Source organism: Thermococcus sp., from assembly GCF_027011145.1.
GTDB lineage: Archaea > Methanobacteriota_B > Thermococci > Thermococcales > Thermococcaceae > Thermococcus.
This window is the reverse complement of sequence record NZ_JALVAO010000048.1, coordinates 1-13856: the sequence shown is the minus strand read 5'-3', so window position 1 is coordinate 13856 and position 13856 is coordinate 1. Positions and strand designations below refer to the sequence as shown.

Genomic DNA, 13856 nt, shown 5'->3' with positions numbered 1-13856 from the left:
TCACCTCTTGAGCTCAACACCTATTGCCCTCCTAACTATTTGGCGGAGGGCTTCTTCACCGAATTTAGAGCCGGACTTATCCGGCACCTGAAGGATGATTGGAATCGTAACATCGGGTAACTCAATTCTCTGGGCAAACCTCTCCGTTATGAGGATAATCCCAATGTCTCCTCTCTCTATTAGCTCGTTTAGCTTGTTCTTCAACCGTTCCATTTCAACGGGTGTGTCTTCGAAGGAATAAACTTCATGAACTCCGGCAAGCCGGAAACCCAGAGCTGTATCCCTGTCACCAAGGACTGCTATCTTCATGCTACCTCACCTACAAGCTCCTTTATGCGCTCTGGCTCAACTCCATTCTCTATTAGTTTTGCTATAGCTCTGAGTTTTCTAACCTCTCTTTCCTTCTTCAGAATGTAGCTTAGAGGTGTTGCAATACTCAAGGGATAAAAGCGTTCGAGTTCTGAAATTTTATCAAGTATGTACTCGTTCAAGGCTCTCTCGAGAACACTAAGATCGTTTTCAATGTCCTCTCTGACATCCCTGATTACTTTGCCATATTTCGTGGAATCAAGCTCAGCAAGTGCCATATCAAGGGAATCGACGTGAAGTATTGGATCGAGTTTAATTGTTCCTCCCGGAATAAGCATTGGCTTTATCTCCTCAGCCGAGAGACCTGCTTTCTTTGCGCGAAGAGCAGTAACAATGTTAGTTTTATCTATTTGGAGCCTCACAAATTCCTCGAGGATAATCCTCTCTTCATCTCTCTTAGAAAGGGCATAGTCTAGGAGTTTCCTGTAGTATATTCTATAGAGCTCGGTTTCAAATCGAGTAACATCGAGCTCACCAAGCAAGAGCTTCTGGTAAATCTCTTCGTAGGGAGTTCCCTCTAGTATTACCAAGATTTCCTCCATAGTTTTAGCCTCAACCATTGCTTTGACCTTAGAAATCATGGTTCCCAGTTCAACAACATAGTCACTGGCAGGCTCGTTGGAGAGCTTAGCCTTGACGACATTGGATATGTTCCTGACATCCCACTCTTCAAGAAGGAGTTTGAAGAATTCTCTAGAGCGCTTGGGAAGAATCTTGAACATCAGCTCGTATGTTCCAGCGAGGGCCCTTTCGAGGGCCTTCTCAACTTCCTCAACGGTGTAACTCGAAACGTCAGCAAGATAGTCCTTATAGTCGGTGTCCTCGAGGTTAACGACGAAGTTTTGAAGCGTCCTGCTCTCGGCCAGTTCGTTGAACTTCTGCTCGCTGAGGAGCTTGGCTTCCATGGCTTTGATCCTTGCATTGGGGTAGGAGTAAGGGGTATACTTGTAGATATACCTTCCGGTCTTATATGTAATCCAAGTAAATATTACAGCAAGTGTTGTGTCAAGGATTCCAGTTACTGCTTCCATATCAATCACCCAAAGAGGGCTTTAGCTATAGTTGCTCTGAGATCGCTCTCGAAACGTTCTATCCTGGCCTCAAAGGTGTTGTCAACTCTCACGGTTCCGTCAGGGCTCTCAACAAGGACACCACCGATTGTTTGGATTGGCTCGCCGATTGTAACTTCAACGTCCTTTCCGAGGGCATCTTTGAGCTTCTCTCTGAACTCTGAGAGTCTTTCAACGACGAGCTTGAGGGTCCTCTCGTTTGACCTGACAACGATCTTATCAATACCAAGCTCTTCAACGGCCTTGGCAGTTAGCTCAACAATCATTGGGAAATACTCTTCATCGGGAAGAGTGGCGAGTCTCTCTTTGAGCGATTCTATAACCTGTTTTATTAGCTCTTCCTGGACGGCAAGCTTTTTCTTTCTAACCTCGAGTTTTGCATTGGCTATTATTCTCTGCTTTTCTATTTCTGCCTGAGTTTTTGCTTTTCTTAGAATCCATTCAGCCCTTGATTCAGCTCTCTTTCTCGCTTCTTCTTTGAGTTTTTCAGCTTCCTTTTGGGCTTCACTAAGGATATATTGTATTTTCTGTTCTGCCTCCCTGTTTATTTCCTGGATTATCAGTTCAGCCCCTTCCATTTTCAATCCTCCTTAGACCGTAAAAAGGAGAGGGTTCAGAGACCGACGCCTGTGGCAATCATGATTAGTGCACCGACAAGACCGAAGATTGCCATTGTCTCGGCCATAGCCGCGAAGATAATACCCTGTGTGAAAGTCTTCGGGTTCTTTGCGACGGCACCGATACCAGCGCTGGCGATGATACCCTGCGGTATAGCTGAGAGACCGGTAAGGCCGACGGTAAGTCCGGCACCGAAGAGTATTGCGCTCTTGACGATGTTATCTGTGGTGGCTTGGGCAAACTTGAAACCACCACCGATGATTCCCGCGCTGAGGAGTATAAGGAACAGGGTAATCAAACCGTAGATACTCTGGGTCATGGGCAGACCTTCGAGTATCAGCGCGTTCTTGAAGTTCTTCTCGTCCTCTGCAACAACTCCAGCTGCTGCAGCACCCGCTATACCAACACCAAAGGCCGAAGCGGCACCCGCTATTCCGCTTGCGAGCGCCGCGCCAAGGGCGACATAAACTATCGGATCCATCTTTCATGCACCTCCATCAGCTTTCAACTCAAGTTTTGAAACCTCCCTCTTGGACTTGAAGGGCGTAAAGGGCTTTCCATCGCCCGAGTAAAACGTTCCAAAGAACTCAACATACTGGAGACGGAGTGAGTGAACGAATGCTCCAAGGGCGTTTATGGCGGTCGAAAACAGCTGACCGCCTATGAAGATTATGATTCCAATTGCTATCCCCAGAGGAACAATGCTTATCTTGATTCCCCAGACCATTGCGGCAAGGACGTTAACGACCATCGCTATTCCACTCGTTGCCAGAGCCAGCGCCATCAGACGGGCGTAGCTGAGCCAGGTTCCAACGAAGCCGAAGAAGTCCGAGATTATCATCAGCGCCGCCAGTCCGCCGTTGGCCATGATTTCCCCGATGGCAAAGAGCACTATACCCACTCCAAAGAGGGCCTTGGCTGGGAGCATAAGGGATGCGTTCTTTGTGGCAAATAGCACTATGCTTATGATGATGAGCATCCAGGGAAGCTGTTCAAACACTGCACCCTTCCTGTCCCCGTTCTTCCACTTTACAATGAAGCCTATGGTGTAGCCCGTGAAGAGATGGGCGAGGCCTATGGCGAGAGCAAGCATAAGGACAAACATTGGATCCTTCAACGTGTCAGCTATGCGGGGGAAGTGGGCGTTTGGATTACCCGTGATGTACTGGAGAACTATGTCACCGGCGTTGCCGAAGTAACTGCCGAAGAGGATTCCCATGAGCATCGTGAAGAACGAACTGACGAGCAACGTGTAGGCGAACTTGTATGTTCCATCATTGAACTTCTTGTGGCCCTTGACGAGCAGTGCGGCAACTATTCCCACTATGAGGCCGTACATGAAATCCGTGAGCATGAAGCCAAAGAAGAACGAGTACGTGAAGGCTATTATCGGCGTCGGGTCAATCTCATCATATCTAGGAACGCCGTACATCTCTGTGAGCATCTCGAAGGGTCTTGCCCATCTTGGATTCTTGAGCTTTATCGGAATCTCCTCAATTTCATCCTTTGTAGGCTCTCTAATGTTTATGTAGGCCTTACCTTTGGTAACTTTCTTTATTCCCTCAAGAATCTTAGGAACGTCAACGCGCGGAAGCCAGCCGGTTAATGCAAACGTCATGTTAGTTCTGGCAAGCATTGGAAGAACCGAAGCCTTATCACGTTCGTTTTCCATTAGTTCCTGATAGAATACCACGTCTTCGTAATACTTTTCTGCAAGTTTTTCAGCTTCTTTTTTAGCATTTTCAAGCTCTCTGAGCTTTGCGTCAAGCTTTCTCTGGTAATCAGTCACAAGCTCTTCTGGTGTACCATCTCCGTCAGGGACTTCAATCTTTTCAAATGAGTGCTTCGCAAGCACTGAATTAACTTTATCGTGATCTCTAGACAAGGTTGCTATTACCAACAAGACTTTGTCTCCAGCGTCCCTGCTTGCGAGAGCTATCCTGCCTTCTGTAGCCATTTTGAGATCTTCAACAAGAGCAGAGAACTTAACTTTCTCAACAGAACCAACAGAAACTTCAACTATCCCGCTATGTCGGAGGTACTTCACAGGAAGTTTAAAGACTGAAAGTAGCTTAAGGATAGATATTGACTCCTTTATCCTCTCTATTTCCGATTGGAGAGAGCTTATCCTGCCCTCAACGGCCTTTATCTCAGGCTCAGCTTTAGCTAAAAATTCCTCTGTATCTTTGATGAGTTTCTCAATGCCCTCATATCGATACGTTTTTTTCGGCTTTTCTTTGGGGAAGAAAAATTCCTTTATTCCCCCTCCCCTTGTTTTTCTATAGGCCCTAAGAAAGTCTGCAAGACGGGAGATTGTTATACTGTATGAGGCGGCTTTTCGGTGATACTCATTGGGAGTATCCCTTTGAGCTATTTTAACGTCAAGCTCGCGAATTTCAACGAGACCTGCTTCATGGAGATAAGTCAATAGCGCATCCTTATAGCGATTAAGGGTTATTACGTCAATTTTTACCATTTCTTCGGGCCTGAACATTTCAGCCCCCTCTCACGAGCTCTATTGCCTGAACTATTGCATTTTCAAAGTTAGCTTCAGCTTTTAATCTAAGAGCTTGTATTTCCTTTTCACCTTCTTCGATGATTCTCTTGGCCTCAGCTTCACCTTCCTCACGGGCTTTTTGGATAAGGGATTCAGCTTCAACCTGGGCCTTAGAAATTATCTCATCTTCAATAGCCTTGGCTTCTTCCCTAGCCTTTAGGACTATGGACTTAGCTTCTTCCTTGGCTTTTTCAATACGTCTCTCTGCTTCCTTTTCTGCATCAACAATCCGTTTAATGACGTCCTCCATGAGCCGTCCCTCCGATGACCATGAAAACAGCTGAACTTTTCGCCAACTTTGGCTTCCCTAATCAGTTTAAATAGTTTATGGTCTTCAAAGAACAAGATGGGAAAAAGATTAAAGGTAGTAGTCTAATCTTAGGACTCGGATTTTCCTTCCAAAAGTTCCTTCACTTCTTTGAGAACGGAGTTCTTGGCAAAAACTATCACTTGGCCTCTTTCGGGCAACTTCGTATCTCCAGAGGGGATTATTAAATTACCTTTTTCATCGTAAACCGCTATAATTAAAGCATCTTTTGGTAGCTTAAGTTCCTTTACGAGTTTTCCTGCAATTTTGCTGTTTTTGTCTATGTTGAATCTCACGATCTCAGCTCCTTCCTTTGGGAAGAGAACTCTATCAAAGCCCGGCGTAACGATGTTTCTGCTTATGTATTCCGCCGCTATCTCCTCCGGTGAAATTACGAAGTCGAAGTATTTTTTTAGATCCTTGACTTCCTCAAAGATCCTCCGGTTCTTAGGATTGCTTATTCTTAGTGAAGTCTTGACACTAGGATTAAGGTTCTTGGCTAATATACACGCCAACAGGTTCGCATCATCTTTGCCGGTTAATGCCGCAAAAGCATCTGCTTGCTTTATATTAGCCTCCTCCAGAGTTTTTGGATCGGTTGCATCTCCTTCAATAACCAACCCGTTTACATGCATTGAGAGTTCTTTGGCACGTTCCCTGTCCATTTCAATTATTGTAATATCATGCCCTTCGGCCTCGAGCATTTTTGCAACTAGATATCCGACTCTCCCTGCCCCCATTATAATGACATACATCACTCCTCACCAACGAGATACTTTGCAATTTCAGCGTAGGCAGGCCTTGTTACAAAGATTCCGATGAGAACTCCAATTATTGTTGTCACTGCAAATCCCTTTAATGTTCCCACGAAGTAGACTAAGAGAAAGCTCATTGCCGCTATTGTAGTTGACGCTGAGGCGAATATTATGAAGAATGCACGTCCGATTCTTTTTAAAGTACTAGAGCGCCTTGTGATCCTTGCAACTTTTTCTCCCCCAAGAAGCTCATCAGTTATAACTATCTGCTGGTCAACACCGGTACCTATTGCCGCTATAATACCCGCGATACTCGGCAAGTCAAGGTTCCACTTTATCAAAGCTGCTATTCCAAGGATTATAATCACTTCAAAGAGACTCGTACTCGCCACGGGTATGGCTATCTTCCACCTCCTGTAGTGGAAGTATACGATTGCCAAAACTGCTATCAACGCCGCTATTCCAGCGTATAGTGCCTGCTTTTTGAAGTCCTGACCCAGTTTTGGTGATATGAACTGCATTCCTATAACCTTGAGCTTAACCGGAAGGGAACCACTCTTGAGGACAGTGTAGACAGTCTTGGCCTCCTGCTCCGCAGTAAGTCTATCCGGGGCCTGACCGCTTATCTGAACGTCTGTCTGAGGCTCTCCATTGGCGAGCCCCTCACCAAGGGAGTAGGGACCGTAGAGACCGAGGACGCTCTTGATAAGCTGGGTATCGCTAACGCCACTCTGCTTGGGAACGTAGCGAACGCTCACGTTCATTGATTTGAGTGAATTAACCAAGTTTTCGCCAACATCAACGAGGACTATGGGCTTCCCATCGGCCAGCTTTTTGAGCTCCTCCGCACTCTGGTTGGTATAAACTATGGTCGTTATGTTGAGAGCCTTGTGGATTCTCTGGAGTAAAGTAGGAGCCTGAGGAGCCTGGGCATTGAAGGTTGTGCTGTTCATGAGGTCATATATGCTCTTGGGAACCACGAGGAGAGAGTTTGCTGGAGGGTCAAGGAACATGTCAACGGGCCATCCGGCTTTTCCCTTGGCCAACTTTGCGAACTTCTCGGCCGCCGCCTTGGATATTCTAAAAGGAACAGACCAGCTCCCATCAGGCTTTATTTGAGGAGGTCCGACGTAAACTATGTCCTTACCCGTTCCAAAGATTACACCGTCAAACTCCATGTAGAATACACCTTGGCTTTCAATGACCTTCTTGAGAGCATTTGCTTCTTCTGCACTCGTTACGTTGGCAACCTTGACAACAACTATATCGTTTCCCTGTCCTTGAACCTGTATGTCCCTCAAACCGAAGGTGTTAAGCCTTTTCTGGAGGGAATCAACGACGAGCTCCATGGTTTTAGAATCAACAGGATGTTCAGTTTGGGCTATAATGGCAACTCCACCAGCTATATCGATTCCAAATGTCAGAGGACGTGTGGCTAACGTCGCTATTGATCCCACAAGGAATAGTATGAGAAGGAGAATCCTCCAATTGAAAAGGAGCTTCTTAAGCTTCCTGTTCATGCATTAACCCCCCTTTTTGAGAGATACCACCTCAGAACTCCAGCGTTGAAGATCCAGGTGTTCATGAAGTCGGCGAGGAGACCGAAGATAAGGACTATAGCTATGTTATCTATAGTTGGTGAAGTTGATATCAGCCAGAGCATGAAGAGTGCTCCAAGGGTTGTAGTGCTCATTGTAAAGCCAGTTGAAACGGCACTTAGATAGGCCTCCTCAATGGTGTCCTCCTTCCTCTTCGTCAGTTTGGTAGTGAGAAGTATGTTGCTGTCAACGGTGTAACCGATGAGCATCAGAAGCGCGGCTATCGTCGCGGTGGTAAGCTGAATGCCAAAGACACCCATCATTGCAACGGCTATTGTCATGTCCGAGAGGGCCGAGAATATTATAGCCAGTGACGAAACTGGATTCCTGAAGAACAGGAATACCACAACGGCCATCGCTATGAAGGCGAAGGTTATTGCCTTTATACCCTGTTTCTTGGCAAGCTCTCCAAACGTCGGAAGGACTTCACTGTGGGTGTATTCGGCGTTGGGATACTTCTGCTTCAGGAGGTTGATTATTTGAACAGGGTCAACCCCCGTGGGAGCGTAAACACGAATTCCTTTGGTTCCCTCAACGCTCGTGAAACTCTCGACGGTGACCTGAACTCCAAGCTCGTTGCTCAGCCATTTTTCAATTGTATCTGGGTTGGCGTTTACACCGTAGGCCGTTACAACAACACCACCTCTGAGATCAATGCCGAGTGGAGGAAAATGGACAGCAACTAAAAGCAACGCAACTATGAAAACCGCAAGCGGATAAATTATCATCTTCTTTGGTTCCATCTCAGCTAAGAACTTTAACTTTTCGCGCTTTTTTGCCCGGAATTCATTTGTTTCACCGGGCTTTTTAGCTTTCCTCCTAGACATATGTTCACCCCTGGCGTTTTGTAATCCTGACTTGTGGTTAATTTGAGGGAGTGAGTTTTAAAATTAGTGGTTCTTGGGTTTAAGTTGAGCACCACTCACCAGAAAGGTTTAAACGGTTTCACTCGCCTCAAAGCCAATTTTAGCAGAGGGTAACAGGATTATCCAAAAACTACCAAAAACTTTCAGTTTAAATTCATAAAATTCCGTTCCGGTCAGTTTAGAACAGAAACGGCCTTTTCATTCCCGTTCGCTTCCAGGATTAACTTTAAAAAGGGAGCATACTACCCACCCCTCAGGTGAGAAACCATGAGCGAGATAGAGACCATCGGCTTTCATTATGTTGTTGAGGCCGCTGGCTGTGATCCAGAGATACTCGGCAACGCGGACAGAATAAGAGAGATATTCCTCGAGGCGGCGAAGGTCGGCAACATGGAGGTCAAGTCAAGCTACTTCTTCAAGTTCTCACCAACCGGCGTCAGCGGAGTCGTTATCGTTGCCGAGAGCCATATTTCAATTCATACTTGGCCCGAGAAGGGTTACGCTGCTTTAGATGTTTACACTTGCGGGACTAAGGCCAATCCGGAGAAGGCCGTTGATTATATCCTCGACAAACTCAAAGCAAAGTACGCCCACGTGAGTGAGATAAAGCGTGGAATTGAAGAAGATGATGAAACGTTTACCCACATGATAGTTACTTGGGAAGAAAGTCTGAGAAAAAATGGGAATGGAATTTAAAGAAGCTTTTCTACCTCCCTTATCCTCTCCAAAGCGTCCGATAGTATCTTCCTGACGTTCTCAAGCTTTGTTTTAAGTTCCCTGTTCTCCTCCTCCAATGCCCTGACTCTCTCCTCAAGCTCCTTAACCTTGGCCTCAAGTTCCTCCTTCTCCTTCTTGAGCTTCTCGTACTCCTCAAGGGCAACCAGCTGGCCACCCTTGGCCAGAACCTCGACGTTTCTGACGAGCTCATCGAGCTTGCCCTGCTTTATGAGTTCGTAAGTTTCCCTGACCAGTTGCCCGGCCTTGGTCTCGCCCTTGAGGTGCTTTCTGATTGTCTGCTCGGTCCTGCCGAGTTCCTCTGCAATTTCCCTGACAGTCATGCCGGCCTTCTCCCTGGCTATCGCTCCTGCCGCAACAGCTAAACTGTCGACCCATGTCAATCTCTCGGCCGGGTCCTTGATTAGCTCTATGACCTCAGGCCTGAAGAGGGTCGCAAAGAGCAGTATGCTCTCAAGCCTGTGTATCTCCTCCCTTCCCATTGGGTTCAGGGGCACCTCCATTCTCTCACCCCCTCGTGTTTATTCAATTTCAACTATTGTCTTCCTTTTGAGGACTTTATCCGGATAAACCACTATTCCCTTGTCAGTTATCTCAAATGGGTGCCTTCTCATTGAATGGCTCGTTCCGCGCATCTTCCAGACTATCAACGAGCGCTTGAGCTCGCCGTCAATCTCGTCCAGATCAAGGCGAATTATTCCATCAACGCCGTGCTCAACACCCGGTCCGCCGAAACCCCTTTCCCCAACGCTTATCTGGCTCACAAGTATGCTCGTAACTCCCAACCCTGCCAAAACGCGCTTGAGCTGCATGACAATGCTCCTAGCCATCGCGGGCTTGTTGATGTAGAGGGTTGTGACGGAGTCTATAACGACCCTCTTCGCACCGATGTCCTTAACGGCCCCCCTGAGGACGTCTATGAACTCCCTGATGTCCGTTAGGTCGTGGACTATGTACTTTTCGTACTCCTTGCTCTTTCCTATTCCGGCCGTGAAGGCGTCAACCATTGCGAAAAGCCCTTCCTCCTCGTACTTCCTCACGTCCCAGCCGAACTGGGCCATGTTCTGCCTCACCTGAACGGGGTGCTCCTCGAGGGCAACGTAAATACCAGGCTCACCCATTTGAAGACCGTTCCATATGAACTGCTGACTGAATATCGTTTTTCCCGTCCCGGGACCACCGCTGAGAAGGACAACGTTTCGCTCAGGGATTCCACCGTGAAGGATTTCGTCCATCCCAGGGATGCCCGTTTTAACCCTCCTAATCATGAGCGTCACCCCCTTTAGTTACTTTTAGTTACCATTAAGCTCTACGCAAAAGGTCTTAAAAAGATTACGTCACGTTAGAAAAGTTTAGCGCCTTCTCCTCAGGAACTCGCCGATGTCGGTGACGTTCAAAATGAACTTTTTCCTGCTCTCGGGGTTTATCCTGCCTATGCCGAGGATTATCCCGTTCTCATCGAAAATAACGAGCTTCTTAGTTCCCCGCCAGATGTACTCCTTAACGCCATTCCTCGGGACGTCTTTGCCCGTCGTGAAGAGGAAGCCGGCCTTCGGCTTCAGAACCGCGTAGTTCTTCTGGACGTCAACGAAGTAGAAGAACTCAACGTTGGGGTAGAACTTCTCAACGAGGTTGTCCACCTTTATTGTCCCGACGAACGTCCCATAGGCGTAGGGTTTGAGCTTGAGGGTTTCTATCTCAGCCCATACCCTCTCGTTCACAGCGTAGACGTCCCTGAACTTGCCCTCGACAACGCCAAAAAAGCTATGCCTGAGCTCGCCGTACTTTTCGGCCTCCCTGAGTATCAAATCGTATTCCCATGCGGAGGCGCGCCGGTAACGGAGTTCACGCTCCATGTTCCTAAGCATCAATGGGAAACTTAAAAGCTTAGCCCGTCCCGTTGATGGAAACGTTCTCGGGACGGGCAACTATAATGCTCGCGTTTTCAGGAATGCCCCCGCTCATGTGAAGGTGTGCGTAGTAGTCCTCGACAATCCACTGGGCCGTCAGAAAGCTCACAGCACCGGAGAACAGCAGTAATAGTAGCGTCAAAGCTGTCAAAAGGGGCAGAACGTCCTCCAGGTTTCCGGTGCGTGGAATAAGAAACAGGCCGAGGAGCGAGGAAAGAGCCCAGAGAGCGAAGACAGCTCTCAGAACAGGCGTCTCGACAGCGGACTCAAAGCAGATTGCCAGGGAACCTATAAGCCCCACGGAGAAGTAAATGACTCCGAGGTATTTCCCCCTGTTCGGTAGAGTTGTGAAACCCAGGTAGTAAAGGGAGAGTGCACCGAGGGAGAAGTACAGGAGAACCAGAAAGGGCAGGAGCCACGCGCTTTCCTGAAAAACGCTCTGCGGGAGGAGAGCAGAAAACATCACCGAGGGAATCCCGTAAAAGACCACGTTGAGAACACCCTGAAGGAGGTAAGCAGATGCCAGCAGGAGGCCCCTCATAAGGAGTATTAAGGGGAAGTTGTATATCTACTTTTCGAGCTCGTCGAGAAGCTTTGCAAAGCCGTCCATGTCGGTTCTTTTGAACTCCCGCTCGAACTCCAGGCCGAGTTCCGCTATCTCCTCGGGGCTTATCACGACTTCCGGCTCCTCCGCGTTTATCCCGGGACAGCTCTCGTCGTAGTAGAGCCAGAGGGTTTCCCCCTTGTACTCAAACGGCTTCTCACCATCAACGCCAAGTGGCTTACGAGAGACCATGAAGGGGTAAATCCGGCATATAATGGGCCTCACCGGGTGAATCCTGCACTTTCCGGTCTCGGGGTCGTGGAAAACGCATCCCAAATCCCACTCCCGAATGGCAAGGACGAAGCGTATCTTATCTCCCTCTACCGAGAAGGTTACGAAGTCCTGCGGGTCGTGGCCAGCCTTGGCTATCCCTTCGATGTCCTTGAGCGTGAGGTAAACGTGTCTCCCCCTGCAGCAGTCGAGGCAGTAGAGACACCTGAAGGGCAGGGGTTCCGTGAACGGTTTAGGTTTGAAACGCATGCTCTCTCCCCCGCGGAGGGCTTTATAAAACTTCCCAATGTTTTAGTAACTTTTCCACAGAAAACTTTTTAAAGCTTTAAAGTAACTTTTCGTGAAAAAATTTGGGGGTGAGAACGTGGAATACGGAGAGGTCGGGAAGAACTGGGTATGGCTCTTGGGACTCGGGATAATCTTCATGACGCTGGGCTTCGCCGGGTTACTGTTGCTACCCCTGGTTAGCATAACGAGTGTTGCCATCTTCGGTGCCTTCATGCTCGTCGGCGGAACACTGCAGGTCATACAGGGAATCGCCAAAGCCAAGGACTGGAAGAGCAGAACCCTCCACATTATCATGGGTGTGGTGTACGTAATAGGCGGTATAGCAACGCTCGAGAACCCGATTCTGGCAACGACAATTTTGACTCTCGTTCTGGGCTTCTCGCTGATGCTAATAGGTGCCATAAGGATTGGCGTTGCATTCCAGAACAGGGATATCAGCCAGTGGGCTCTGATGACACTCTCGGGTGTTCTGACGGTAATCCTGGGGTTCCTGATAGTTATTCAGTGGCCCTGGTCGAGCCTCTGGGCGATTGGGCTATTCGTTTCAGTTGACCTGATAATGAGCGGTGCAAACTTCATAGCGATAGCACTGAGTGCAAAGGCCGAACACGAGGCAACTACCAAAACAGCCGCGGGGTGAACGGGGCTGATAGCCCTTATTTCCCTAATTTTGGCAATCACAGTTTCCCTTATAATAGTCAGGATTGGGGCAGTAGCCCTTGAAATGACGGGCCTCTCAAGGGAAGTCGCCTCCTTCCAGGCCCAGTCGGCTTTTTCAGGAACGGGCTTTACCACAAGTGAAAGCGAATACGTCGTTTCACATCCAGCGAGGAGAAAGATTATCCGAATTCTCATATTCCTGGGAAGCGCTGGAATAACTTCCGTCATAGCGACTCTTGTATTAACCTTCGTCGGAAAGGGAAGAGAGGAGGCCACAGATTATCTGCTCGTCCTAATAGCGAGCCTCCTTGTGCTCTACGTCGTCTTCACGTCCAAAACAGTCGATAGGTTCATGAGAAAATGGATTAGAAGGTTCCTCCAGAGAGCCTTTCCAGAGCTCAGGGTCTACGACTACGCCCAGCTCTTGGGGATAACCCACGGCTACTCAATTTCCCAGATAAAGGTGAAGAAAAACAGCTGGCTCGCCAACAAAAGTTTGAGGGAACTAGAGCTGGACAAGGAGGGCATACTGGTTCTCGGAATATACAGAAAAACCAGGGAGGGAGAGGTCTACATAGGGGCACCCAGAGGCGACACAATAATCCTTCCCGGGGACGTTTTGGTCTGTTACGGCCCGGAGGAAGCCCTTATGGAACTGTCTAAGAGGGTAAAGGGGAAGAAAGGTGACAAAGCTCACGAAGAAGCCGTAAAAAGGGCCCAACTCAGGGCAATGGAAGAGGAGATAAAGGCCAGACCTTAGGTATTCAGGTGCGCATCGAACTCTTTGCTCTTTTTATAGCTGGCGTAACCCTTATCGAGTCTCTTAGCCACGTAGGGGCCGTTCTTCCAGTAGCCGAACTTTCTGTAGTACTCTCTGACTCCGACGCCACTTATGACCAACATCTTCTTCACGTCGAACTCCTCACGGGCAATCCTTTCAGCTTCACTCAAAAGCTCCCTTCCGTAACCTCTGTGTTGCCATTCATAGCGTGGCTTCCCTCCAATCGGAACGAGCGGGCCGTAGACGTGGAGCTCCCTGACTATTGCTGAAGGACAGCAGTTTATCTCCTTCCTGTGGGCTTTTTCACTCGGAATCCTCAATCTCAAGAACCCTATCAGGATATCGTTTTTGACGTCTTCAAAGCTCAGGAAGATTTCCTTTCCACCAGCGGCATCGTAATCCTCGCGGAGGAGCTTTATGTGCTCGATTTCGGGCTCAACTCCAAACTTCTCCATCTGATGACCGACTTCCCTGAAGCGAATCTCCCTCGGTCTTATGTTTCTCTTA

18 protein-coding genes are annotated in these 13856 nt (G+C 48.2%); 3 read left to right on the top strand and 15 right to left on the bottom strand.

What is annotated here, in order from left to right:
* The 9 genes from MVG27_RS05710 to MVG27_RS05670 all read right to left on the bottom strand — a co-directional run bounded on the left by MVG27_RS05710 (position 1) and on the right by MVG27_RS05670 (position 8101).
* Positions 1-309 carry a V-type ATP synthase subunit F gene (locus MVG27_RS05710; RefSeq protein WP_297549960.1) on the bottom strand — a complete coding sequence of 103 codons (309 nt, stop codon included), beginning with the start codon at positions 307-309 and terminating at the stop codon, positions 1-3.
* Complete coding sequence (locus tag MVG27_RS05705; RefSeq protein WP_297549997.1) at positions 306-1406, bottom strand: V-type ATP synthase subunit C; 1101 nt, start codon at positions 1404-1406, stop codon at positions 306-308. The genes MVG27_RS05710 and MVG27_RS05705 overlap by 4 nt, the downstream gene beginning before the upstream one ends.
* Positions 1406-2017, bottom strand: a complete 612-nt coding sequence (locus tag MVG27_RS05700) for a V-type ATP synthase subunit E (RefSeq protein ID WP_297549958.1) — start codon at positions 2015-2017, stop codon at positions 1406-1408. Before MVG27_RS05700 ends, MVG27_RS05705 begins: the two co-directional genes overlap by 1 nt.
* 35 nt (positions 2018-2052) lie before the next feature.
* Positions 2053-2538: an ATP synthase subunit K gene (locus MVG27_RS05695; protein WP_042691179.1), complete on the bottom strand. Its 486-nt coding sequence runs from the start codon at positions 2536-2538 to the stop codon at positions 2053-2055.
* Positions 2539-2541: 3 nt separating this feature from the next.
* Positions 2542-4551, bottom strand: a complete 2010-nt coding sequence (locus tag MVG27_RS05690; protein ID WP_297549954.1) for a V-type ATP synthase subunit I — start codon at positions 4549-4551, stop codon at positions 2542-2544.
* A 1-nt stretch (position 4552) separates the two neighbouring features.
* Positions 4553-4864, bottom strand: a complete 312-nt coding sequence (locus MVG27_RS05685; RefSeq protein ID WP_297549952.1) for a V-type ATP synthase subunit H — start codon at positions 4862-4864, stop codon at positions 4553-4555.
* Positions 4865-4992: 128 nt separating this feature from the next.
* On the bottom strand, positions 4993-5676 hold the full coding sequence (locus tag MVG27_RS05680) for a TrkA family potassium uptake protein (RefSeq protein ID WP_297549950.1): 684 nt from the start codon (positions 5674-5676) through the stop codon (positions 4993-4995).
* On the bottom strand, positions 5676-7196 hold the full coding sequence (locus MVG27_RS05675) for a preprotein translocase subunit SecD (RefSeq protein WP_297549948.1): 1521 nt from the start codon (positions 7194-7196) through the stop codon (positions 5676-5678). The genes MVG27_RS05680 and MVG27_RS05675 overlap by 1 nt, the downstream gene beginning before the upstream one ends.
* Positions 7193-8101, bottom strand: coding sequence for a protein translocase subunit SecF (locus MVG27_RS05670; RefSeq protein WP_297549946.1), 909 nt, complete (start codon positions 8099-8101; stop codon positions 7193-7195). The genes MVG27_RS05675 and MVG27_RS05670 overlap by 4 nt, the downstream gene beginning before the upstream one ends.
* 315 nt (positions 8102-8416) lie before the next feature.
* Between MVG27_RS05670 and speD the strand changes: the two genes are divergently transcribed.
* Positions 8417-8836: an adenosylmethionine decarboxylase gene (speD, locus tag MVG27_RS05665; protein WP_297549995.1), complete on the top strand. Its 420-nt coding sequence runs from the start codon at positions 8417-8419 to the stop codon at positions 8834-8836.
* Here speD and MVG27_RS05660 read toward each other — a convergent pair.
* The 5 genes from MVG27_RS05660 to MVG27_RS05640 form a co-directional block, all read right to left on the bottom strand.
* On the bottom strand, positions 8833-9378 hold the full coding sequence (locus tag MVG27_RS05660; protein WP_297549944.1) for a hypothetical protein: 546 nt from the start codon (positions 9376-9378) through the stop codon (positions 8833-8835). The two genes, speD and MVG27_RS05660, sit on opposite strands and share 4 nt — an antisense overlap.
* Before the next feature lie 18 nt (positions 9379-9396).
* Positions 9397-10143: a KaiC domain-containing protein gene (locus MVG27_RS05655; protein WP_297549942.1), complete on the bottom strand. Its 747-nt coding sequence runs from the start codon at positions 10141-10143 to the stop codon at positions 9397-9399.
* Between the two features lie 84 nt (positions 10144-10227).
* Entirely contained in the window at positions 10228-10731 is a 504-nt protein-coding gene (locus MVG27_RS05650; RefSeq protein ID WP_297549940.1) for a hypothetical protein, read from the bottom strand.
* A gap of 31 nt (positions 10732-10762) precedes the next feature.
* The gene (locus tag MVG27_RS05645; protein WP_297549938.1) at positions 10763-11326 is read right to left on the bottom strand and encodes a hypothetical protein; all 564 of its coding nucleotides are present in this window, start codon (positions 11324-11326) and stop codon (positions 10763-10765) included.
* 27 nt (positions 11327-11353) lie between these two features.
* Positions 11354-11869 (bottom strand): YkgJ family cysteine cluster protein, encoded by a 516-nt coding sequence (locus MVG27_RS05640; RefSeq protein WP_297549937.1) that lies wholly within the window; start codon positions 11867-11869, stop codon positions 11354-11356.
* A 91-nt stretch (positions 11870-11960) separates the two neighbouring features.
* On the opposite strand from MVG27_RS05640, the gene MVG27_RS05635 reads away from it, so the two are divergent.
* Positions 11961-12548, top strand: coding sequence for a DUF308 domain-containing protein (locus MVG27_RS05635; RefSeq protein ID WP_297549935.1), 588 nt, complete (start codon positions 11961-11963; stop codon positions 12546-12548).
* A 6-nt stretch (positions 12549-12554) separates the two neighbouring features.
* Positions 12555-13328, top strand: a complete 774-nt coding sequence (locus MVG27_RS05630) for a TrkA C-terminal domain-containing protein (RefSeq protein ID WP_297549993.1) — start codon at positions 12555-12557, stop codon at positions 13326-13328.
* Here MVG27_RS05630 and MVG27_RS05625 read toward each other — a convergent pair.
* Positions 13325-13856: GNAT family N-acetyltransferase (locus tag MVG27_RS05625; protein WP_297556340.1), on the bottom strand; the 532-nt coding region annotated here is incomplete at its 5' end. The two genes, MVG27_RS05630 and MVG27_RS05625, sit on opposite strands and share 4 nt — an antisense overlap.